The 20586-nt window shown below is 74.0% G+C and carries 18 protein-coding genes; 9 read left to right on the forward strand and 9 right to left on the reverse strand.

Annotated elements, in window-relative coordinates:
* A partial coding sequence (locus RF647_RS08840; protein WP_368811407.1) for a phosphatase occupies nucleotides 1-766 on the reverse strand: 766 nt, incomplete at its 3' end.
* A complete protein-coding gene (locus RF647_RS08845; protein WP_368811408.1) occupies nucleotides 763-2055 on the reverse strand; it encodes a glycosyltransferase in 1293 nt (430 codons plus the stop codon). The genes RF647_RS08840 and RF647_RS08845, both read right to left, overlap by 4 nt.
* 70 nt (nucleotides 2056-2125) lie before the next feature.
* Between RF647_RS08845 and alr the strand changes: the two genes are divergently transcribed.
* From alr to tsaD, 5 genes are read left to right on the forward strand one after another with little or no spacing between them, the layout of a single operon-like run.
* On the forward strand, nucleotides 2126-3367 hold the full coding sequence (alr, locus tag RF647_RS08850) for an alanine racemase (protein WP_368811409.1): 1242 nt from the start codon (nucleotides 2126-2128) through the stop codon (nucleotides 3365-3367).
* Nucleotides 3364-3903, forward strand: coding sequence for a tRNA (adenosine(37)-N6)-threonylcarbamoyltransferase complex ATPase subunit type 1 TsaE (gene tsaE, locus RF647_RS08855; protein ID WP_368811410.1), 540 nt, complete (start codon nucleotides 3364-3366; stop codon nucleotides 3901-3903). Before alr ends, tsaE begins: the two co-directional genes overlap by 4 nt.
* A gap of 40 nt (nucleotides 3904-3943) precedes the next feature.
* Nucleotides 3944-4621, forward strand: a complete 678-nt coding sequence (gene tsaB / locus RF647_RS08860) for a tRNA (adenosine(37)-N6)-threonylcarbamoyltransferase complex dimerization subunit type 1 TsaB (protein ID WP_017833347.1) — start codon at nucleotides 3944-3946, stop codon at nucleotides 4619-4621.
* A 32-nt stretch (nucleotides 4622-4653) separates the two neighbouring features.
* Entirely contained in the window at nucleotides 4654-5115 is a 462-nt protein-coding gene (rimI, locus tag RF647_RS08865) for a ribosomal protein S18-alanine N-acetyltransferase (RefSeq protein WP_368811657.1), read from the forward strand.
* Complete coding sequence (gene tsaD, locus RF647_RS08870; RefSeq protein WP_368811411.1) at nucleotides 5112-6209, forward strand: tRNA (adenosine(37)-N6)-threonylcarbamoyltransferase complex transferase subunit TsaD; 1098 nt, start codon at nucleotides 5112-5114, stop codon at nucleotides 6207-6209. Before rimI ends, tsaD begins: the two co-directional genes overlap by 4 nt.
* 15 nt (nucleotides 6210-6224) lie before the next feature.
* Here tsaD and RF647_RS08875 read toward each other — a convergent pair whose 3' ends face one another.
* From RF647_RS08875 to RF647_RS08905, 7 genes are all read right to left on the reverse strand, one after another.
* Entirely contained in the window at nucleotides 6225-7220 is a 996-nt protein-coding gene (locus tag RF647_RS08875; RefSeq protein WP_368811412.1) for a 2-hydroxyacid dehydrogenase, read from the reverse strand.
* Between the two features lie 59 nt (nucleotides 7221-7279).
* A complete protein-coding gene (locus tag RF647_RS08880) occupies nucleotides 7280-8425 on the reverse strand; it encodes a glutamate--cysteine ligase (RefSeq protein WP_133409362.1) in 1146 nt (381 codons plus the stop codon).
* Between the two features lie 50 nt (nucleotides 8426-8475).
* Nucleotides 8476-9747: an SAM-dependent methyltransferase gene (locus RF647_RS08885; protein ID WP_368811413.1), complete on the reverse strand. Its 1272-nt coding sequence runs from the start codon at nucleotides 9745-9747 to the stop codon at nucleotides 8476-8478.
* A 41-nt stretch (nucleotides 9748-9788) separates the two neighbouring features.
* Nucleotides 9789-10544, reverse strand: a complete 756-nt coding sequence (locus RF647_RS08890) for an ABC transporter ATP-binding protein (protein ID WP_368811415.1) — start codon at nucleotides 10542-10544, stop codon at nucleotides 9789-9791.
* Nucleotides 10541-11608 carry an iron chelate uptake ABC transporter family permease subunit gene (locus RF647_RS08895; RefSeq protein ID WP_368811416.1) on the reverse strand — a complete coding sequence of 356 codons (1068 nt, stop codon included), beginning with the start codon at nucleotides 11606-11608 and terminating at the stop codon, nucleotides 10541-10543. Before RF647_RS08895 ends, RF647_RS08890 begins: the two co-directional genes overlap by 4 nt.
* Complete coding sequence (locus RF647_RS08900) at nucleotides 11601-12587, reverse strand: ABC transporter permease (protein ID WP_368811417.1); 987 nt, start codon at nucleotides 12585-12587, stop codon at nucleotides 11601-11603. The genes RF647_RS08895 and RF647_RS08900 overlap by 8 nt, the downstream gene beginning before the upstream one ends.
* 81 nt (nucleotides 12588-12668) lie before the next feature.
* Nucleotides 12669-13664: a siderophore ABC transporter substrate-binding protein gene (locus tag RF647_RS08905; RefSeq protein WP_368811418.1), complete on the reverse strand. Its 996-nt coding sequence runs from the start codon at nucleotides 13662-13664 to the stop codon at nucleotides 12669-12671.
* 431 nt (nucleotides 13665-14095) lie between these two features.
* Between RF647_RS08905 and groES the strand changes: the two genes are divergently transcribed.
* The 4 genes from groES to RF647_RS08925 all read left to right on the forward strand — a co-directional run bounded on the left by groES (nucleotide 14096) and on the right by RF647_RS08925 (nucleotide 20500).
* Nucleotides 14096-14392 carry a co-chaperone GroES gene (groES, locus tag RF647_RS08910; RefSeq protein ID WP_017834525.1) on the forward strand — a complete coding sequence of 99 codons (297 nt, stop codon included), beginning with the start codon at nucleotides 14096-14098 and terminating at the stop codon, nucleotides 14390-14392.
* Between the two features lie 158 nt (nucleotides 14393-14550).
* On the forward strand, nucleotides 14551-16158 hold the full coding sequence (gene groL / locus RF647_RS08915; protein ID WP_368811420.1) for a chaperonin GroEL: 1608 nt from the start codon (nucleotides 14551-14553) through the stop codon (nucleotides 16156-16158).
* 173 nt (nucleotides 16159-16331) lie between these two features.
* The gene (locus RF647_RS08920) at nucleotides 16332-18401 is read left to right on the forward strand and encodes an acyltransferase family protein (RefSeq protein WP_368811421.1); all 2070 of its coding nucleotides are present in this window, start codon (nucleotides 16332-16334) and stop codon (nucleotides 18399-18401) included.
* Nucleotides 18398-20500, forward strand: a complete 2103-nt coding sequence (locus tag RF647_RS08925; protein WP_368811422.1) for an acyltransferase family protein — start codon at nucleotides 18398-18400, stop codon at nucleotides 20498-20500. Before RF647_RS08920 ends, RF647_RS08925 begins: the two co-directional genes overlap by 4 nt.
* Nucleotides 20501-20586: the final 86 nt, after the last annotated feature.

Genomic DNA, 20586 nt, shown 5'->3' on the forward strand with positions numbered 1-20586 from the left:
CGCGGTGGAGCACGAACGCCGTGACCGGCTCGTAGACGCGCGGCGGGAGGTTGTCATCGAGCGGCACGGCGACCTCGACCTGGCCCTGCGCCTCCGCCACGAACACGCCCGGGTCGTTGCAGTCGGCGACCGCGATGGTCCGCAGCCCCCGGGACCCGGCGGCCCCGGCGAGGCCGTGGTCGGCGACCACAAGGTCGGGCGGGTTCTGCCCGTCGCGGCGCAGCTTCTCCAGGGTCAGGGACATCGGCCCGGGGAAGTGGGTGTGCCGCAGCCCGCCGTACTGCTCGACCATCACGACGCTCTCGATCTGCCGGACGTCGCCGTCCTCGAACGGGAAGCCGTCCGGGACCTGCACCACGTGCGCGCCGGCGCGGCGGGCCACCCGGGCCAGCTGCGCGTAGACCGGGAACAGGCCGGCCGGGTGGCCGGTGGCGAAGAGCACGCGCCCGCCGGCGACGACCACCTCGCCGAGGACCCGCGCGTAGCGCTCCAGCCCGGCGACGGCCAGCTCCGCGGAGATCGTGTCCTGGCCCTCGGCGTGCGCCCGGTCGGGGGAGATGCCGACGCGGTCGCGCATCAGCGCGAACACGTCGTCGAAGCTCCACTCCCGGGTGCGCACCACGCCCATGTGCTGGTGCTGGTCGCCTTCGAGGAAGCCCTGGATGTTGCGCAGGTTCGCCTCCCGGGGGGTCGCCACCGCTCCGGTGATGCGGTGGTCGTCGAGGTGGCGGGCGAGGTCTGCGGGGGAGAGGGGGGAGGTCGTCACCGTTCGAGTGTATTCAGGCGCCGGCCGCTACCGTCGCGTACCCCCGCCCGGGTGCGGACCCGGGCGTAGACCTCCGCGGTGGCCAGGGCCGTGCGGTCCCAGGAGTGGCCCTCGGCGCGCCGGGCGGCGGCCCCGCCCATGCGCTCCAGGGCGGCCGGGTCGCCGGCGAGCTCGACCACGGCCCGCGCCCACGAGCCGGGGTCGCGGTCGGGCACGAGCCGGCCGGTGTGCCCGTCGAGCACCGCGGTGCGCAGCCCGTCCACGTCCGTGGCGAGCACCGGCGTGCCGCAGGCCTGCGCCTCCAGGGCCACGAGGCCGAACGTCTCGGAGGAGGACGGGACGGCCACGAGGTCGGCCCGGCGCATCCGGGCGGCGAGCTGCGGGGCCGGCAGGGCGGGCCCGAAGCGCACGACGTCCTCCATCCCCAGCTCCCGCACGCGCTCCCGGAGCGCGGCCGTGAAGCCCCGGGTGCCGACCCCGACGACGTCCAGTTCCACGGGCAGGCCGGGGTCGGTCCGCCGGATCCGCGCGAGCGCGTCGACGAGCACGTGCGGGCCCTTGAGCGCCTGCAGGCGCCCGGCGAACAGGATCCGCATCGGGCGCCCCGGCGAGCCGGGTGGCGGCTCGTCGGTGCGGCGCGGCTCGCCGGGGGCGGGGTCCGGGGAGAAGGCCGAGAGGTCGACGCCGGGGGTGATCACGGTCAGGCGCCCCGCGTCGGCGTCGTAGAGCTCGATCATCTGCAGCGCCTCGGTCCGGGTGTTCACCACCGTGGCCTCGGCCCGGGCGATCAGCTCGGCCTCGGCCTCGGCGCGGGAGGCCGGCTCGAGGCCCTCCCCGGTCCGGGCGCGCAGGTTCTTCCCGAGCGCCGTGGTGTGCAGGGTCAGGACGAGGGGGACGCCCCAGCCGTCGGCGAGCTCCCGGCCCGCGGCGCCGGAGAGCCAGTAGTGGGCGTGCACGACGTCGGGCCGGTCGGCCTCCGCGCGGAGCACCTCCGCGAAGGCCGCGGTGAACCCGGGCAGGTCCTCCTTGCTCGCCCCGGCGGCACCCGGCAGCGAGACGGTGAGCAGCCGCAGCCCCTCGCGGATGCGGGTGCGCCGCACGCCGGCAACAGCAGGGGCGCCGTGGCCCCGGTCGAGGGTGGCCATGTCCACGGTGTGGCCGGCGTCCACGAGGGCCTCGGCGAGGTGGCGGACGTAGACGTTCATCCCGCCCGCATCCCCCGACCCCGGTTGCTCGAGGGGACAGGTGTGCAGGCTGATCAGCAGGACGTGGCGGGGCGCGGCGGACACGGTTCAACTCTAGCCGCCGGGCCCGGGGCCCCGGTCCGGGCCCGGGGGCGGCGGTGCCACAATGGGAGCCGTGAACCGTCCAGACCCCGTCCCGGCCGCCCCGTCCGGATCCGCCCTCCCCCCTCCGCCCCGGTGCGAGCGCAGCGCCGTGGTCGACCTCGCCGCCGTCCGCGCCAACGTGCGCCGGCTCCGGGCCCTCGCCGCCCCCGCCCGGCTCATGGCCGTGGTCAAGGCCGACGCCTACGGCCACGGTGCGGTGCCCGTGGCCCGGGCGGCCCTCGAGGCCGGCGCCCAAGCCCTGGGCGTCGCCCACGTCGGCGAGGCCCTCGCCCTGCGCGCCGCGGGGATCGGGGCGCCCGTGCTCGCGTGGCTGCACACCGTCGACACGGACTTCCGGGCGGCGCTCGCCTCCGACGTCGAGCTGGGCGTCAGCGGCTGGGAGCTCGCCCCGATCGCGGAGGCCGCCCGCGCGCTCAGGACCACCGCCCGGATCCACCTCAAGATCGACACCGGCCTGGGCCGCAACGGCGCGCCGGAGGCCCTCTGGCCCGAGCTCGTGCGGGCCGCCGCGCAGGCCGAGACCGAGGGGCTCGTGCGGGTGGTCGGCGTCTTCACCCACCTCGCCGTCGCCGACGAGCCGTCCCGGCCCGAGACCCGGGAGCAGCTCGAGCGCTTCCGCGCGGCCGTGGCCACGGCGCGGGCCGCCGGGCTCCGGCCCGGGCTGCGGCACGCAGCGAACTCGCCCGGTCTCCTCTCCGCCGCCGGGCTCGAGCGCCCCGGGGACATGCTCCTGGACATGGTCCGGGTGGGGGTGTCCCTCTACGGGCTCTCCCCGTTCGCGGACCGCACCCCGGAGCAGCTCGGTCTCGTGCCCGCCATGACGCTGCGGAGCACGGTCAGCGCGGTCAAGGAGGTGCCGGCGGGCCAGGGCGTCTCCTACGGGCTGAGCTACGTCACCGACCGCCCCACCACCCTGGCGCTCGTCCCGCTCGGCTACGCGGACGGCGTCCCGCGCTCCGGCACGGGCGGACCCGTGCGGATCCAGGGCCGCACCTACCCGGAGGTCGGCCGGGTCGCGATGGACCAGATCGTGGTCGACCTCGGCGCGCCGGGATGCTCCGCCCCCGAGCACGGGCTGCTCGGGGCGGAGGCCGTGCTGTTCGGGGCGGGGGAGAACCCCTCGGCGAGCGCATGGGCGGACGCCGCCGGCACGATCAACTACGAGATCGTCACCCGCGTCTCGCCCCGCGTGCCCCGGGTGCACCTGCACGCGGCGGAGGACCCGGCGAGCGCGGCGGAGGAGCAGGCATGAGCGAGTGGACCCGGACCGTGACCGTGGACGGGCCCGGGCGCACCCAGGCCCTGGCCGAGCGGCTGGGCGCCCAGCTGCGCGCCGGGGACCTGCTGGTCCTCACCGGCGAGCTCGGCGCGGGCAAGACCACGTTCACCCAGGGGCTGGGCCGGGGCCTGGGGGTGCGCGCGGGGATCATCTCGCCCACGTTCGTGCTGGTCCGCCGGCACCCCAACGTCCCGGACGGTCCCCGGCCCGGCGGCCCGGACCTGGTGCACGTCGACGCCTACCGGCTGGGCTCCGCGGCGGAGGTCGACGACATCGACTTGGAGGACACGGCGGACACCGCCGTCACCGTGGTCGAGTGGGGGGCCGGGAAGGTCGAGCACCTGGCCGACTCCCGCCTCGAGATCGTGCTGGAGCGCGCCGTGGGCGCCGACCCCCTCGTCCCCGGCACGGCCGGGGACGAGGACCCGGACGAGGACGACGAGCCCCGCCGCATCACCCTCACGGGGATCGGCCCGCGCTGGGTGGACGGGCCCCCGCGGCTCGACTGAGCCGGGAGGCGCCCCCGGGGGCGGGCACTACACTGGTCGGGTGCTCCTCCTGTGCCTGGACTCCTCCGCCGTCGCCTCCGCCGCCCTCGTCACCGGTGCGGGCGAGGTCCTCGGCTCCTACGCGAGCCCGGACACCCGCTCCCACGCCGAGGTCCTGGCCCCCGCGGTCCGCGACCTGCTGGCCGGCCGCGGCGTCACCGGCGCCGACCTCGACGGCGTCCTCGTCGGCACCGGCCCCGGGCCCTTCACTGGCCTGCGGGCGGGGATCGCGACGGCGCGGGCGCTCGCCTTCGCATGGGACGTGCCGCTGCACGGTCTCATGAGCCTCGAGGCCCTCGCCCAGGACGCGGCCGGCCCCGCCCGGGCGGCCGGGCACGAGGAGTTCCTCGTGCTCACCGACGCCCGGCGCCGGGAGGTCTACTGGGCCCGCTTCGCCGCGACCGAGGACGGCCCGCGGCGCACCGGGGGGCCTGGCGTGGCCGCCGCCGAGCAGCTCCCGGAGCTGCCCGCCTACGGCCGCGGGGCGGGGATCTACGCGGACCGCCTGGCCCGGCCCGTGCCGGAGTTCGCCGCGGCGCAGCCCACGGCGTCGTCCCTGGGCCTCGCCGCCGCGCGTCGCACGGCCCGCGGGGAGGCGCTGTCCCCGGACACGACCCCCCTGTACCTGCGCGAGTCCGACGCGAAGGTCCCCGGTCCCCGGAAGCGGGCGGGCGCGTGAGCCCCGCCCCCGGCTCCTGGACGCTGCGCCGGATGGTCCCCGCGGACGTCGCGGCGGTGCACGCGCTCGAGCGGCGGCTCTTCCCGGTCGACGCCTGGCCGCTCGAGATGTTCTTCGCGGAGCTCGCCCAGCCCGTGTGCTGGTACTGGGTCGCCGAGCAGGACGGCGTGATCGTCGGCTACGCGGGGCTCATGTGCCTCCGCCCCGTGGGCGACGTGCAGACCATCGCCGTGGTCCCCGAGCACGAGGGACGCGGGATCGGCTCCGCCCTGCTGCGCACCCTGCACGCGCAGGCCCGGGAGCTCGGGGCCACCGAGGTGCTGCTCGAGGTCCGCGCCGACAACCCGCGCGCCCAGCAGCTCTACCGCCGCTTCGGCTACGAGCAGATCCACACCCGCCCCCGCTACTACCGGGACGGCGCCGACGCGCTGATCATGCGCCTCGACCTCACCGCCACCGACACCCCGGCCGCCCCGACGGAGGAGACCCCATGACCGACGGACCCCTCGTGCTGGGCATCGAGTCCTCGTGCGACGAGACCGGCGTGGGGATCGTGCGGGGACGCACCCTGCTCGCCAACGTGGTGTCCTCCTCGATGGACGAGCACGTGCGCTTCGGCGGCGTGATCCCCGAGATCGCCTCCCGCGCCCACCTCGACGCGATCGTCCCCGCCCTGCGCGAGGCCCTGGACCGGGCGGGCGTGGGCCTGGCGGACCTCGACGCGCTCGCGGTGACCTCCGGGCCCGGCCTGGCCGGGGCCCTCATGGTGGGAACGGCCGCCGCGAAGGCCCTCGCCGTGGCCACGGGCAAGCCCCTCTACGCGATCAACCACCTCGTGGCGCACGTCAGCGTGGGTCTGCTCGAGGACTCGGGGATCGAGGGCTTCCAGGGCGACTTCGGCGACGGCCTGCCGCCCGGCCTCGGGGCGCTGCTGGTCTCCGGAGGGCACACCGAGATCCTCGCCGTCGAGGACCTCTCCCGGGACGTGCGCCTGCTCGGGGCCACGATCGACGACGCGGCCGGTGAGGCCTACGACAAGGTGGCCCGCGTCCTGGGCCTCGACTACCCCGGCGGCCCGGCCATCGACGCCGCCGCCCGGAACGGGGACCCCACCGCCTTCCGCCTGCCCCGCGGGCTGAGCGCGGGCAAGTACATGGGCTCCGCCGAGCGGCCCGGCCCGCACCGCTACGACTTCTCCTTCTCCGGGCTCAAGACCGCCGTGGCCCGGGTCGTCGAGGGCTACGAGGCGCGGGGCGAGCCGGTGCCGGTCGCCGACGTCGCGGCGTCCTTCCAGGAGTCGGTGGCCGACGTGGTCACCCGCAAGGCCGTGCTCGCGTGCACCGAGCAGGGGCTCGGGACGCTGCTGCTCGGCGGGGGAGTGGCCGCGAACTCCCGGCTGCGCGAGCTCACCGCCGAGCGCTGCGCCGCGCACGGGATCGAACTGGTGATCCCCCGGCTGCCGCTGTGCACGGACAACGGGGCGATGGTCGCCGCGCTGGCCGCCCGGGTCGTGGCCGAGGGCCGTGCGCCCTCCGGGCTGGACTTCGCCGCCGACTCCTCGCTGCCGGTCACCACCGTCTCCGTCTGAGCCGGCCGGGGCCGCTCACGGCACGGGGGTGACCAGGGTGCCGTCGGCCAGCCAGCTGCGGAGGTTGCGCAGGGTGAGCTCGGCCATCTCCCGCCGGGTCTCCACGGTCGCGCTGCCCACGTGCGGGAGGAGCACCACCGTGTCGAGCTCGCGCAGGGCGGCCGGCACCCGGGGCTCGTCGGCGAAGACGTCCAGGCCGGCCCCGCCGAGCCGGCCCTCCTGCAGCGCCGCCACCAGGGCCCGCTCGTCGACGACCGAGCCGCGGGCCACGTTGACGAGGAACCCGTCCGGTCCGAGGGCGTCCAGCACCTCCGCGTCGACCGTCCCGGCGGAGTCCGGGCCGCCGGGGACGGCGACCACGAGCACGTCGACGGCGGCCGCCAGCTCCGCCGCGGACCCGTGGTAGGCGTACCCGCTGCCGGTGGCCGGGCGCCGGTTGTGGTAGTGGATCTCGCAGCCCAGCGCCTCCAGCCGGACGGCGACCGCCCGGCCGATCCTGCCGAGGCCCAGCACGCCCACCCGCCGTCCGGAGGCGTGCCGGCCCAGCGGGAAGTTCCCCGTGCTCTCCCACTGCCCGCGCCGGACGTAGCGGTCCGCCGCGGAGAAGCGACGCAGCACGTCCAGGTAGAGGGCCAGCGCGGTGTCCGCCACGGCGTCGGTCAGGACGTCGGGGGTGTTGCTCATCACGATGCCGCGCGCGGCGGCCCCGGCGGCGTCCGTGCCGTCGTAGCCCACGCCGAAGTGGACGACGGCCTCGAGCCGAGGCAGCCGCCGCATCAGGTCCGCGCCCACGCCGGTGCGCCCGGAGCCGACCGCCACCCTGACGTCGCCGGCGTGCCGCTCGAGGAAGCGGTCCTGCTCGGCGGGGTCCTCGGGCAGGCGCAGGGCGGAGAACTCGGCGGCCAGCGCCTCCTCCAGCAGGGGGTGCAGGGCGCCGAGCTGCAGCACCCCGTGGTCCTGCGGGGCGTGGCGGGCGGAGGGGTCCGGACCGGTGCCGGTCGTGTTCGTCATGCCTGCAACCTAGGGACGAACAGGTCCCCGCGTACAGCGGGGCGTGCCGGGCGGGCGGGTCAGTCGTTCTCCCGGGTGCGGCGGACGATGTCGAGGGCGACGGCGTGCAGGTCCCCGTCGTGGGCCCGGGCGACCGCGCGCTGGCGCTGGTAGCCGGCGCCCTGCTCCAGGATCCGCTCCACGTCGGCGAGCTCCCGGGAGCAGCCCAGCTGCGCGGCCACGGGCTCCAGCCGGTCGAGCAGCGCGGTCAGGTCCGTGCGCAGGTCCCGCTCGATGTTGCGCGGGTCGGTGATGACCTCGGCGTCGAGGCCGTAGCGGGCGGCGCGCCACTTGTTCTCCTGGATGTGCCAGGGCTTCAGGCGGGCGGGGGGCCGGCCCGCCTCCACGTCCCGGGAGATGGACTCCGCGAGGCACTGGGTGAGCGCCGTGAGCGCCCCGACCTCCCACAGGGTCGAGAGCCCGTCGCAGAAGCGCACCTCGTCGGTGCCCAGTCGCGGCACGGGGCGCACGTCCCAGCGGGCCTCGCTCATCTCCTCGATGATGCCGGTGGCGATCATGTCCGTGATGCACTGCTCGTACGCGTCCCAGGACGGGAAGTGGTACGGCAGCCCCGCCGTGGACAGCTGCTGGAAGATCATGGAGCGCTGGGACGCGTAGCCGGTGTCCTCGCCCGCCCAGAAGGGCGAGTTCGCGGACAGCGCCAGCAGGTGCGGGTAGTAGGTCAGCAACCCGTCGAGCACGGGCAGCGCCTTCGCCCGGGAGTCGAGGCCTACGTGCACGTGCACCCCGTAGATGACCATCTGCCGGCCCCAGTACTGGGTGCGGTCCACGAGCTTGTGGTAGCGCTGCTTGTCGGTGACCTGCTGGTCCTGCCAGCGGGCGAACGGGTGGGTGCCGGCGGCGAAGACCTCGAGGCCCTGCGGGTCGGTGACCTTGCGGATCTCGTCCAGCATGGTGGACAGCTGCTCCGTGGAGTGGGCGACGTCCCGGCACACCCCGGTGACCAGCTCGACGGTGTTGAGCAGGAACTCTCCGGTCAGGTGCGGGTGGTCGCCGTCCGTGCCCCAGGCGGGGTGGGCGTCCAGGACCGCCTCGAACGTCTCCCGGCCCCGGGGGACGAGATCCCCGGTGGTGCCGTCCACGAGGGCGATCTCCCACTCGACGCCCAGCGTCGACTGGTGGGAGCGGGCGAACGAGATCTCCACGCGGCAGGTCCTCCGTGCTCTGGGGGCGGGCCGGTCGGCCCGCGGAGCCATCAGTCTACGGTTTCCACGACGATCACGACGCGCTGCTCCGCGGGGCCCGCGCCGCCCCGTCCCGGGCCCCCCGGACCGGGGCCCGGGGCCGTCCGGGTGACCACGAGCGTGGCCCGTCCGGGGCCCATCGGCGCGAGCCGGCGGCGCAGCTCCTCCGGGGTGACGTCCGTGCCGCGCTTCTTGATCTCGAGCGTGCCGACCTCGTGCTCCCGGACCCACCGCTTGAGCACCTTGACGGTGTGCGGCAGCACCTCCCGCACGCGGTACGCACGGGCCAGCGGGGTGCGCACGAGCTCGTCGGAGGTGAGGTAGGCGATCCGGGGGTGGATCAGCCGTGCGCCCAGCTGCCGGGCGAGGTCCGTGACGAGCCCCGCCCGGATCACCGCGCCGTCCGGTTCGTAGAGGTACGCGCCCACGGGTCCGACCACGGCGTCGGCGTGGGCGGGGTCGTTGTCCTGGGGGCTGGTGAGCTCCGCGGACCCGTGCTCGGAGAGCACGAGCGCCGCCCGCCGCACGCCGGGGCGGGCCACCGCGTTGAACCACAGCACGGCCTCGACCACGTCGCCCCGGTCGGAGACCCACTGCGCCTCGCACCCGGCGGGGACCGCCTCGTGCGGGATGCCCGGCCCCAGCTTCACCCCGACGGGCAGGCCGCGCCCGGCCAGCGCCTCGACGAAGGACAGGGGCGGGGAGAACGCCTCGGGGTCGAAGATCCGGCGGGTGCCCGACGACGACGTCGTGCGCCGGGCCGGGTCCAGCCACACCCCGTCCGGCGGTCCGCCGGGCAGGGCGGTGAGGTCCAGCCGCTCGACGTCGGCCTGCAGCACCGTGGCCTCGGGGAAGGGGAGGAGGTTGAGCGTGGCCACCGCGGCCGTGGTCTCGTCGAGCTCCACGGCGGTGACCCGGCGGTCCAGGGAGGCCAGCGCGAGCGCGTCCGCGCCGATGCCGCAGCCGAGGTCGGCCACGTGCACCAGGTCCGCGTCGGCGAACCGCCGGGCGTGCAGGGCGGCCACCCGCAGCCGGGTGGCCTGCTCGAGGCCGGCCCGGGTGAAGAGCATGCGGTCGGCGAAGTCGCCGAACTTCTCCCGCGCCCTGGCGCGGAGCCGGGCCTGGGTGAGCACCGCGGAGACGAGCCGGGGATCGTGCCCCGCGGCGCGCAGGCGGGTCGCGGCCCCCAGGGCGTCGTCGGCGTCGTAGGGGCCCACGGCCTCCAGCAGGCGACTCCCCTCGGCGGTGAGCAGGGGTGCCATGTCGGTCGCCTCGTTCTGCATCGGTCCACCCTATCCGGCCCGCCCGTCCGGACGGGCACCGGTCAGTAGAACGCGGCGAGACGGCCCCGGGGGCCGTCGACGACGGTCACCGGGGTCTCGAAGACCCGGGTGAGGACCGCGCCGTCCATGATCTCGTGCGGCTCGCCGAACTCGGCGACCCGGCCGTCCTTGACGGCGCAGATCCGGTCCGCGTAGTGGCTGGCGAAGTTGATGTCGTGGAGCACGATGACGATGGTGCGCCCCATCTCGTCGCAGGCCCGCCGCAGGTGCTGCATCATCGACACGGCGTGCCGCATGTCCAGGTTGTTGAGGGGCTCGTCCAGCAGCACGTGGTCGGTCTCCTGTGCGAGGACCATGGCGACGTACGCGCGCTGGCGCTGGCCGCCCGACAGCTGGTCGAGATAGCGGTGCTCCAGCGGCGCCAGGCCGAGGAAGTCGATGTACCTGCCGATGATCTCGTCGTCCACGGCGGTGAGCCGGCCGCGGCTGTGGGGGAAGCGGCCGAAGCCCACCAGCTGCCGCACGGTGAGCCGGGTGATGTAGTGGTTCTCCTGGCGCAGGACGGAGACGATCCGGGCGAGGTCCTTGGACCGGGTCCGGGCCACGTCGTAGCCGGCGATGTCGATGCTGCCGTCGTCGAGGCCGAGCAGGCGTCCGATCATCGTCAGCAGCGTGGACTTGCCCGCACCGTTGGGGCCGACCAGGGCGGTCATGCCGGCCGACGGGATCTCGAGGTCGACGGGCCCGACCGTGACCTCACCGCCGTAGTCCTTGCGCACGTTGGTCAGGGTGATCACAGCCGGCCCTTTCGGAGGATGACGTAGAGGAAGACGGAGCCGCCGACGAGCTCGATGATGATCGAGACGACGCCCTGGGCGTAGAAGACGTTGTTCAGGACGAAGTAGGCGCCCGTCAGGACGAGGAACCCGGTGAAGACCGCCACGGGGAAGAGGTGGCGGTGGTCGTACGTGTCGGCGAACTGGTAGGCGAGCGTCGCCACCAGGAAGCCGAGGAACGTCATGGGGCCCACCAGGGCGGTGGAGACGGCCATCAGGACGGAGACGAGGAACAGGGTGCCCATGATCTCGGCGCGGTGCCGCAGGCCGAGGTTCAGGCTCACGTCCCGTCCGAGGGCGACCACGTTCAGGCGCGAGGACCTCAGCCACAGGGCGCCGCCGGCCAGCAGGCACAGCGGGACCGCCACCGGCAGGTAGTCGGCCTGGGCGTTCGTCACGGAGCCGAACAGCCGGGCGGAGAGCACGTCGAACTCGCCGGGGGACAGCAGGCGCTGCATGAAGGTCGAGACGGAGCCGAGGCCCCCGCCGATGATGATGCCCACGAGCAGCATCACCTGCAGGTTCCCGTACCGGCCGGAGAGCAGCCAGCCGTAGAGCGCGAGGGAGAGCGCGACCATGAGTGCCACCTGCAGCAGGAACTGCGGCACGCCCTGCAGGAGGAGGATCCCCGCGGCGCCCATGAAGTAGACCGTGGACGTCTGGATCGCCACGTAGAGGGACTCAAAGCCCATGATCGACGGGGTGATGATCCGGTTGTTCGTGGCCGTCTGGAAGCTCACGGTCGCGATCGCCTGGCAGAAGGCCACGACCGCCATGATGACCACGCTCGTCACCCGGCGGTCCGCGATCCGCCAGAAGCCGTCCGAGCCGACCGGCATCGGGTTGTCCCAGGCCAGCAGGCCGAAGGCGAAGCCCGCGGAGGCGAGGGCCAGCACGGCGACGACCGTCCAGTACCGCCGCCGGGCCCGCGGGGTGGGGAAGGCCCCGGCGCGGCCCCGTGCGGCGGGGGCCGCCGGCGCCGCGGCCGGTGCGGGTACGGGAGTGCTGAGCACGGCCTCAGACACGACGACGCTGCCTCAGGAGCAGGCAGACGAACACCACGGCGCCGACGATCCCGAGGATCACGGACACGGGGATCTCGAACGGCATGATGATGATCCTTCCGAGGAGGTCACACAGCGTCACGATGGCGATGCCGAGCAGGCACACCCACGGCAGGTTGCTGCGCAGGTCGTCGCCGCGGACCATCGAGACGATGTTCGGCACGATGAGGCCCAGGAAGGGCAGGTTGCCGACGACGACGGTGACGACGCCGGTGGCCACCGCGATCAGCCCGGTCCCGAGCAGGACGGTGCGGTGGTAGTTCAGCCCGACATTGGTGGCGACGTCCTCGCCGAGCCCGGCGACGGTGAGCCGGTCCGCCACGAGGAACACCGCGATCCCGACCAGGAGCACGATCCACAGCACCTCGTACTGACCGCGCAGCACCGAGGTGAAGCTGCCGGCGAACCAGACCCCGAGGTTCTGCAGCATGTCCGTCTGCAGCGCCAGGAACGTCGAGACGGACCCGACCACCGCGCCCAGCATGATGCCGACGATGGGCACGATGAGGGAGGAGCGCAGGGAGACGCGGCGCAGGAAGAGGAAGAAGACCATGGTCCCGATGAAGGCCGCGGTCACGGCGCCGAGCATCCGGGTGAGGACCGTGGCGGTGGGCACCAGGAGCATGACGAGCAGCAGCCCGAGCCCCGCCCACTCGGTGGTGCCCGTCGTGGTGGGCTCCACGAAGCGGTTCTGCGTGAGCAGCTGCATCACCAGGCCGGACATGGACATGGCGGCGCCGGCGAGCACCAGGGCGATGGTGCGGGGGATCCGCGTGATCGCGAACATTTCGTCGCCGTCCTCGGCGCCGAAGACGTCGTAGACCCCCGTGAGGAGGGACGCGGCCAGCAGCGCGAGGACGCCGAGCGCACCGAGCAGCAGCTTCCAGTCGAACAGCGAGCCCTTGCTCGCCGCGGGGGGTTTCGACACGATCGTCGACATGGGGTCAGTCCTTCCTCCGGCCTCGTGCCCGGCGGACGGCGGTGGTGGGGCGGACCCCGCCACCGCCGTCCGGACGATGGGTCAGTCCTGCGCGCCCATGGCGTCGGCCAGGGTGTCGAAGAACTCGGTGTAGGTCTGGATGCCCTCGTTGGTGTAGGTGTCCCGGGGCATGTAGACGACCTGGCCCTCCTGCACCGCGGTGACGTTCTGCAGAGCCGCGGCGTTCTCGATGACCTCCTGCGCCGGGGTGTACTCCGGGTCCTCGGCGGAGATCGCGGCGTCGCGGTCCAGCACGAGGATCCAGTCGGGGTTCGAGTCGGCGATCGCCTCCACGGAGATGTCGTCGCCCTGGTGGTCGTCGCTGGCGCCCTCGACCTCGAGGGCCGGTGCGAAGTCGAAGATCTCGAACAGCGGGCCCAGGGTGCGTCCGTTGCCCGGGGCGATGAAGCCGATCTCGCCGCCGGAGACGGTGACGGCCATGACTGTGTCGCCGGGCCGGTAGCCGTCGACGACGCGCTGCATCGCCGCGTCGAAGTCGCCGTTGATCTGCTCGGCCTCGTCCTCGCGGTCGAAGATCTGGCCCAGGACGGAGGTCTGCCGCTTCAGCTCCTCGTCGAAGGGCTCGTCCTCCCGCGGGTCCAGCTCGACGATGGTGGCCTCCGGCACCAGGTCGGCGAAGTCCTCGCGGTAGTCGGCGAAGCGCTGGCCGTTGACGATGAGGTCGGGGTCCGCGGCGACGACGGCCTCGAGGTCGGGCTCGCGGTGGTTGCCGAGGTCGACGACGGACTCGTCGTCGGCGTAGGCGATGGTGTCCGGCATGAGGGCGCGCGGGGCCGCCGCCAGTTCGACGTCCCACTCGGCGAGCGTCTCGAAGGTGCGGTTGTCGGTGGCGACGACGGACGCCGGCGGGGCCTCGACCGTCTGCGTGCCGTAGTTGTCCTCGACCTCGACCGTGGCGGCGGAGGGGGCGGACGACTCCGCGGAGGCGGCCTCGTCGCCCTGGGCCGTGCCGCAGGCGGTGAGGGTGAGGACACCGGCGACGGCCAGGAGGGCAACCGGGTGCTGGGTGCGGTTCATGGTCTTCCTTCGTGCAGAGGACGCCGGCGTGCTCCGGGGTGGAGGACGCCGGCGGGATCCGATGGGCGCGACGCACCTGCGCACGGATGCGCCGGGACGTCGAGGAGGGCACCGCTGCTCGGCCGAGGTAAGGGTTGCCTTACCGCTCAACCTAGAGGGTCGGGCGGGCGTGAGGCAAATCATTGGCGAACACCGGCGTGACCTAATTCCTGTCGGACGCTCCCGCGAGGGTCGGTGCGCTGGCACTCGCCTTGACCGACTGCCAGCCCGCTCCTACAGTTGGCCTTGGCACTCTCCGGGTGAGGGTGCTAAGGGCCAGGCGATCGACCGGCACCGCGACGACGGTCGGTGCGCCGATCGGCCCGAAGCGCGACGGCGGGCTCCGCCCGCGGTCGCCCACCGTTTTCCACCCCTACAGACAAGGAGAGATCGTGTCGGTCTCCATCAAGCCTCTCGAGGATCGCATCGTCGTCCAGCCGCTCGCCGCTGAGCAGACCACCGCGTCCGGTCTCGTCATCCCGGACACCGCCAAGGAGAAGCCCCAGGAGGGCAAGGTCCTGGCGGTCGGCCCCGGTCGTGTCGACGACTCCGGCAACCGCATCCCGGTCGACGTCCAGGAGGGCGACGTCGTGATCTTCTCGAAGTACGGCGGCACCGAGGTCAAGTACAACGGCGAGGAGTACCTGGTCCTCCCGGCCCGCGACGTGCTCGCCGTCGTCGTCAAGTAGACCGGGCCGCACCGACCCGGCGCAGACCGCGCAGTCCTGACGAAGGGTGCCCGCCGCACGCCCCGCTGTTCCGGCGGGCCCGCGGCGGGCACCCTTCGCCGATCCAGACCCCGAAACCCGCTGGCGACCCCAGCCACCCCAGAAGGAGCTCTTCGCCCATGGCCAAGCAGCTGGCGTTCGACGACGCCGCCCGCAAGTCCCTCGAGAACGGCGTCAACAAGCTCGCCGACACCGTCAAGGTCACCCTCGGCCCGCGCGGGCGCAACGTGGTGCTCGACAAGAAGTGGGGCGCCCCCACGATCACCAACGACGGCGTGACCATCGCCCGCGAGGTCGAGCTCGACGACCCGTACGAGAACCTCGGCGCCCAGCTCGCCAAGGAGGTGGCGACCAAGACCAACGACGTCGCCGGCGACGGCACCACCACCGCCACCGTGCTCGCCCAGGCGCTCGTCAAGGAGGGCCTGCGCAACGTGGCCGCCGGCGCCGACCCGCTGAGCCTCAAGCGCGGCATCGAGAAGGCCGTCGAGGCCGTCTCCGAGCGCCTGCTCGAGAACGCCCGCCCGGTGGAGGGCACCAACGTCGCCCACGTGGCGACCATCTCGGCGCAGGACCCGGCGATCGGCGAGCTCATCGCCCGGGCCTTCGAGACCGTCGGCAAGGACGGCGTCATCACGATCGAGGACGGCTCGAGCACCGAGGTCGAGCTCGACGTCACCGAGGGCATGCAGTTCGACAAGGGCTACCTGTCCCCGTCCTTCGTGACCGACGCCGAACGCCAGGAAGCGGTCATGGAGAACTCCCTGGTGCTGCTGTACCAGGGCAAGATCTCCTCGGTGCCGGAGCTCATGCCCGTGCTGGAGAAGGTCCTCCAGGCCAAGAAGCCGCTGACCATCATCGCGGAGGACGTCGAGGGCGAGGCCCTGTCCACCCTCGTGGTCAACCGGCTGCGCGGCACCCTCGACGTCGTGGCCCTCAAGGCCCCCGGCTTCGGCGACCGCCGCAAGGCGATCATGCAGGACCTCGCCGTCCTCACCGGCGGCCAGCTCATCACCAGCGAGCTGGGCATCAGCCTCGACCAGGTCACCCTGGAGCAGCTGGGCACCGCCCGGCGCGTCACGGTCACCAAGAACACCACCACCCTGGTCGACGGCGGGGGCACCCCGGCCGAGATCCAGGACCGGGTCGCCACGATCCGCGCCGAGGTGGAGCGCACCGACTCCGAGTGGGACCGCGAGAAGCTCCAGGAGCGGCTCGCCCGCCTGGCCGGCGGCGTCTCCGTGATCAAGGTCGGCGCCGCCACCGAGGTCGAGGCCAAGGAGCGCAAGCACCGCATCGAGGACGCCGTCTCCGCGACCCGCGCGGCCCTCGAGGAGGGCATCGTCGCCGGTGGCGGCACCGCCCTCGTGCAGGCCGCGAAGGTCCTCGACGAGTCCGACCTCGGGCTCACCGGGGACGCCGCGACCGCGCTCGGCATCGTCCGCCGCGCGCTGCGGCAGCCGCTGTACTGGATCGCCCAGAACGCCGGTCAGGACGGGGCCGTGGTCGCCTCCCGCGTCGCCGAGCTCGAGGCCGGGCACGGCTACGACGCCGCCACCGACGAGTACGTCGAGATGGTCGGCGCGGGCATCATCGACCCCGTCAAGGTCACCCGCTCGGCGCTGCAGAACGCCGCGTCCATCGCGGCGCTCGTGCTGACCACCGAGACGCTCGTGACGGACAAGCCCGCCGACGACGAGGGGCACGGCCACGGCCACCAGCACTGACGGCCGGCACTGACGGCCGGCGCCGAGCCGGCTCGCCCCGCGGACCCGTCCCACCACCGGTGGGGCGGGTCCGTCGCCGTCTCCGGGGGCCGCCCCGGCGCCTCCGGTAGAGTGCGGGGGTCCGCACGACCACTGCCGCGCCCCCGGCGGCACGGTGTTCCCAGGAGATGCCCATGACGACCCTCGGCGCGCAGCGCACGCCCACCGGCGTCGAGCCGGACACGGCCCGGCGGGTGGCCCGCTACGCCGGGTTCCGTCCGGAGGTGCAGGGGCTGCGCTTCGTCGCGGTGCTGCTCGTGGTGGTCTACCACGTGTTCCTGGACCGGGTGTCTGGGGGAGTGGACATCTTCCTGCTGATCTCCGCCTTCTTCCTCACGCTGTCCTTCGTGCGCAAGCTCGAGGCCGGGAGGCCGCTGGCGCTGGGGCGGTACTGGCTGCACGTGTTCAAGCGGCTGCTGCCGCTGGCGGTGCTCACGATCCTGGGCACCCTGGTGCTGGCGTGGTGGTTCTTCCCGGAGGCGCGGATCGACCGGGTGCGCACGGAGGCGCTGGCCTCGGTCCTCTACGTGGAGAACTGGGCGCTGGCGCTGGCCGAGGTGGACTACTACGCCGCCGACGACTCCACGGCCTCCCCGTTCCAGCACTTCTGGTCCCTGTCGGTGCAGGGACAGGTGTTCCTGCTGTGGCCGCTGGTGTTCGGGGCGGCGTGGCTCGTGTGCCGGGGCGGGCGGTGGCGGCCGGTGCCCGTGCTGGCGGTGCTCTTCGGGCTGGTCTTCGCGGCCTCCCTCGCCTGGTCGGTGCACACGACCGCCACGGACCAGGCGTTCGCCTACTTCGACACCCGGGCCCGGCTGTGGGAGTTCGCCCTCGGGTCCCTGCTGGCCCTCGCGGTGCCGTACCTGCACCCGCCGCGGGCGGCGCGGGTGGTGCTGGGCTGGGCCGGGATGCTCAGCATGGTCTCGGTCGGGGTGCTGATCGACGTGCAGGGCGCCTTCCCCGGCTGGATCGCCCTGTGGCCGCTGCTCTCGGCGGCGGCGATCATCGTGGCCGGGCACTCCGGCTCGCCCTTCGGCCTGGACCGGATCCTCGCCTCCCGGCCCCTGGTGCGGCTCGGGGACGCCTCCTACGCGCTGTACCTGGTGCACTGGCCGCTGCTGATCACCTACCTGGTGCTGCGGGACCGGCCCGTGGCCGGGCCGCGGTCGGGGGTCGCGATCATCCTGGTCTCCCTGGTGCTGGCGGTGGCCGCCACGAAGCTGGTGGAGCGCCCGTTCCAGCGGTGGGTGTGGCCGGAGCGGGACAAGCGGCGGCTGGCCGCGTCGGTGGCGGTGAGCCTGGCGCTCGTGGCGGTGCCGGTGCTGGTGTGGCAGCAGGCCGATGCACGGCGGGCGGCCGAGCTGGCGGAGGACGCCGCCCGCAACAACCCCGGGGCGGCGGTGCTGGACCCGGGCTTCGAGTTCCGGGGCGACCCGGACGCCCCCACGCTGCCCCTGGCCTCCGCGCTGGGCGACGAGTGGGTCGGGCTGCCCGAGCCCTGCTCGGGGGCGTTCGCCCCCGAGCAGGAGGTCCTCGAGCAGTACTGCCGCCAGACCCCGGCCCTGCCGGACCCCGAGCGGACGATCGCGGTGGTCGGCAACTCCCACATGGAGCAGTTCATGGGCGCGGTGATCCCTCTCGCGGAGGAGCGCAACTGGCAGCTCGTCGCCGTGCTGCAGCCGGGCTGCGCCTTCGCGGTGCGCCCGGAGGGGGATGCGTGCCACGAGGGCAACGACGCGGCGATCGAGTACGTGGAGCGGCTCGCCCCGGACGCGGTCATGACGACCTCGACCTACGCGGCCCGGATGGACGGTCCCGCCGAGGCCCTCGTCGGGGGGTTCCCGGAGCTGGTCGACCGCCTCACGGGCCAGGGCATCGACGTCGTCGGCTTCCGGGACAACCCCCGGTTCGACTTCAACCCCTACGAGTGCGCCGTGCGCCACGGCCAGGACGCCGACCGGTGCCGCGTGCCCGTCGAGCAGGTCCTGGCGCCCGTCAACCCGGCCGACGCCCTCCTGGACCGGAACGGCTTCTCCTCGCTCGACCTCACCGACCTCATCTGCCCGGAGGGACTGTGCCGTCCCGTGGTGGGCAACGTGCACGTCTTCTTCGACCCGCACCACCTCACGTGGACCTACGCGCGGACGATGGCGCCGGCCCTCGAGACCCGGCTCCCCGGCACGCTCCTCCAGGAGGTGTCCTCGTGAGCACGGTGCAGGCCGGCGCCCCGCGCCCGGACCCGGGGGCCACCTCCCCGGCCGGCCCCGGGGGCGTCGAGCCGGACACGGCCTGGCGGGTGGCCCGGTATTCGGGGTTCCGCCCCGAGGTGCAGGGGCTGCGGTTCGTCGCGGTGCTGCTGGTGGTGGTCTACCACGTGTTCCTCGGCCGGGTCTCCGGGGGCGTGGACGTGTTCCTGCTGATCTCCGCCTTCTTCCTCACGCTGTCCTTCGTGCGCAAGCTCGAGGCGGGGAGGCCGCTGGCGCTGGGGCGGTACTGGCTGCACGTGTTCAAGCGGCTGCTGCCCCTGGCGGTGCTCACCATCCTCGGCACCCTCGTCCTGGTGGCCGCCGTCTACCCCGGCTCCGACGCCGGGCAGTGGCGCACCGAGGCGCTCGCTTCGGTGCTCTACGCGGAGAACTGGGCGCTCGCGCTGAGCTCCGTCGACTACTACGCCGCCGACCACTCCACCGCCTCGCCGTTCCAGCACTTCTGGTCCCTGTCGGTCCAGGGGCAGGTGTTCCTGCTGTGGCCGCTGGTCTTCGCCGCCGCCTGGCTGCTCACGCGGCGGGGGCGCCTCCGGCCGGTCCCCGTCCTGGTCGCGATGTTCGGCACCGTGTTCCTGGCCTCCCTGGCGTGGTCCGTGCACAGCACGGCCGTCCAGCAGGAGTTCGCCTACTTCGACACCCGCACCCGGCTGTGGGAGTTCGCCCTCGGGTCGCTGCTGGCCCTCGCCCTGCCCTACCTGAAGCCGCCGCGGACCGCGCGCGTGGCCCTGGGCTGGGCCGGGCTGCTCAGCATGGTCTCGGTGGGGGTGCTGGTCGACGTGCAGGGCGCCTTCCCCGGGTGGATCGCGCTGTGGCCGCTGCTCTCGGCCGCGGCGATCATCGTGGCCGGCCGCTCCGGGTCCCCGTTCGGACTGGACCGGATCCTCGCCTCGCGCCCCCTGGTGCGGCTGGGGGACTCGGCCTATGCCCTGTACCTGATCCACTGGCCCGTGCTGATCACCTACCTCGTGCTGCGGGACCGGCCCATGGCCGGGCCGCGGTCGGGGGTGGTGATCATCGTCGTCGCCCTGGTGCTCGCCGTGCTGGCCACCCGGCTGGTCGAGGACCGGTTCAAGAAGTGGGCCTGGCCCGAGCAGAACAAGCGGCGCCTCGCCGGGGTCGTGGTGCTCTGCCTCGCCCTGGTCACAGCCCCCGTGCTCGTCTGGCAGCAGGTTGAGGACCGGCGTGCCGACCGGATCCAGGCCGAGGCCGTCCGGAACAACCCCGGGGCCGCCGTCCTCGAGCCCGGCTTCGAGTTCCGCGGCGACCCGGACGCCCCGACCCTGCCCCTGCCGGAGGACCTGCCGAGGCAGCCGGCCTCCCTCGGCGAGGCCTGCCCCGAGGACCTCGACCTGCCGGAGGAGCTCCTTCGCTTCTGCCACGAGAGCGTGGCGCAGGAGGCCCCCGAACGGACGGTGCTCGTGCTCGGCAACAGCCACCTGCAGCACTGGCTCCCCGCGCTGCGGCCCCTGGCGGAGGCCGAGCGGTGGCGGGTGCTGACCTGGATCCAGCCGGGCTGCTTCTACGCCGCCGCCGAGGACCAGCCGGGCTCGGAGAGCTGCCGGGCGTGGTTCGAGGGCGCCGAGCGGATGATCGGCACCGCCGACCCCGACCTCGTCGTCGTCCAGTCGACCTTCACCGACCTGGAGGGGGAGTTCCTCCGGCCCGGGCTGGAGCAGCGGATCCGCGAGCTCACCGACCGCGGGATCCCCGTGGTCGGGATCCGCGACACCCCCCGCTTCCCGGAGGCGCCGGCCGAGTGCGCGGTGGCGAACGGGGAGGACGACCCCCGGTGCACCTTCGCGCACCCCATGGTGGGCACGGCTGATCCCGCGCTCCCGCTCGCCCGCGAGTTGCCGCTCTACTCGACCCTGGACCTCACCGACCTGATCTGCCCGGCCGGGCGGTGCCCGCCGGTCGTCGGCAACGTCTACGTGTACTGGGACGACGACCACCTCAGCCGGGTCTACTCCGAGAGCGCCGCCCCGGTCTTCGGCGAGCGGTTCCGGGAGGCCCTCGCCACCGACGGCCTCCGTCCCTGACGACCGCCTGTCCGCAGCCGCCGGCACCCCCGGCGCCGGGCGACCGGCGCCGGGTGCCCCGCGCGGCGCCGGTCGTGCGATAGGGT

Source organism: Kocuria sp. CPCC 205263, assembly GCF_040981075.1.
In the GTDB taxonomy this organism is placed as follows: Bacteria; Actinomycetota; Actinomycetes; order Actinomycetales; family Micrococcaceae; genus Kocuria; species Kocuria rosea.

What these genes read in the sequence shown, in the direction of transcription:
- tsaE (WP_368811410.1), top strand. Translation starts at nt 3,364, where the DNA reads ATGAGCGAGTGGACCCGGACCGTGACCGTGGACGGGCCCGGGCGCACC.
- RF647_RS08920 (WP_368811421.1), top strand. Translation starts at nt 16,332, where the DNA reads ATGACGACCCTCGGCGCGCAGCGCACGCCCACCGGCGTCGAGCCGGAC.
- rimI (WP_368811657.1), top strand. Translation starts at nt 4,654, where the DNA reads ATGGTCCCCGCGGACGTCGCGGCGGTGCACGCGCTCGAGCGGCGGCTC.
- tsaD (WP_368811411.1), top strand. Translation starts at nt 5,112, where the DNA reads ATGACCGACGGACCCCTCGTGCTGGGCATCGAGTCCTCGTGCGACGAG.
- RF647_RS08900 (WP_368811417.1), bottom strand. Translation starts at nt 12,587, where the DNA reads ATGTCGACGATCGTGTCGAAACCCCCCGCGGCGAGCAAGGGCTCGCTG.
- RF647_RS08885 (WP_368811413.1), bottom strand. Translation starts at nt 9,747, where the DNA reads ATGCAGAACGAGGCGACCGACATGGCACCCCTGCTCACCGCCGAGGGG.
- RF647_RS08875 (WP_368811412.1), bottom strand. Translation starts at nt 7,220, where the DNA reads ATGACGAACACGACCGGCACCGGTCCGGACCCCTCCGCCCGCCACGCC.
- RF647_RS08905 (WP_368811418.1), bottom strand. Translation starts at nt 13,664, where the DNA reads ATGAACCGCACCCAGCACCCGGTTGCCCTCCTGGCCGTCGCCGGTGTC.
- groL (WP_368811420.1), top strand. Translation starts at nt 14,551, where the DNA reads ATGGCCAAGCAGCTGGCGTTCGACGACGCCGCCCGCAAGTCCCTCGAG.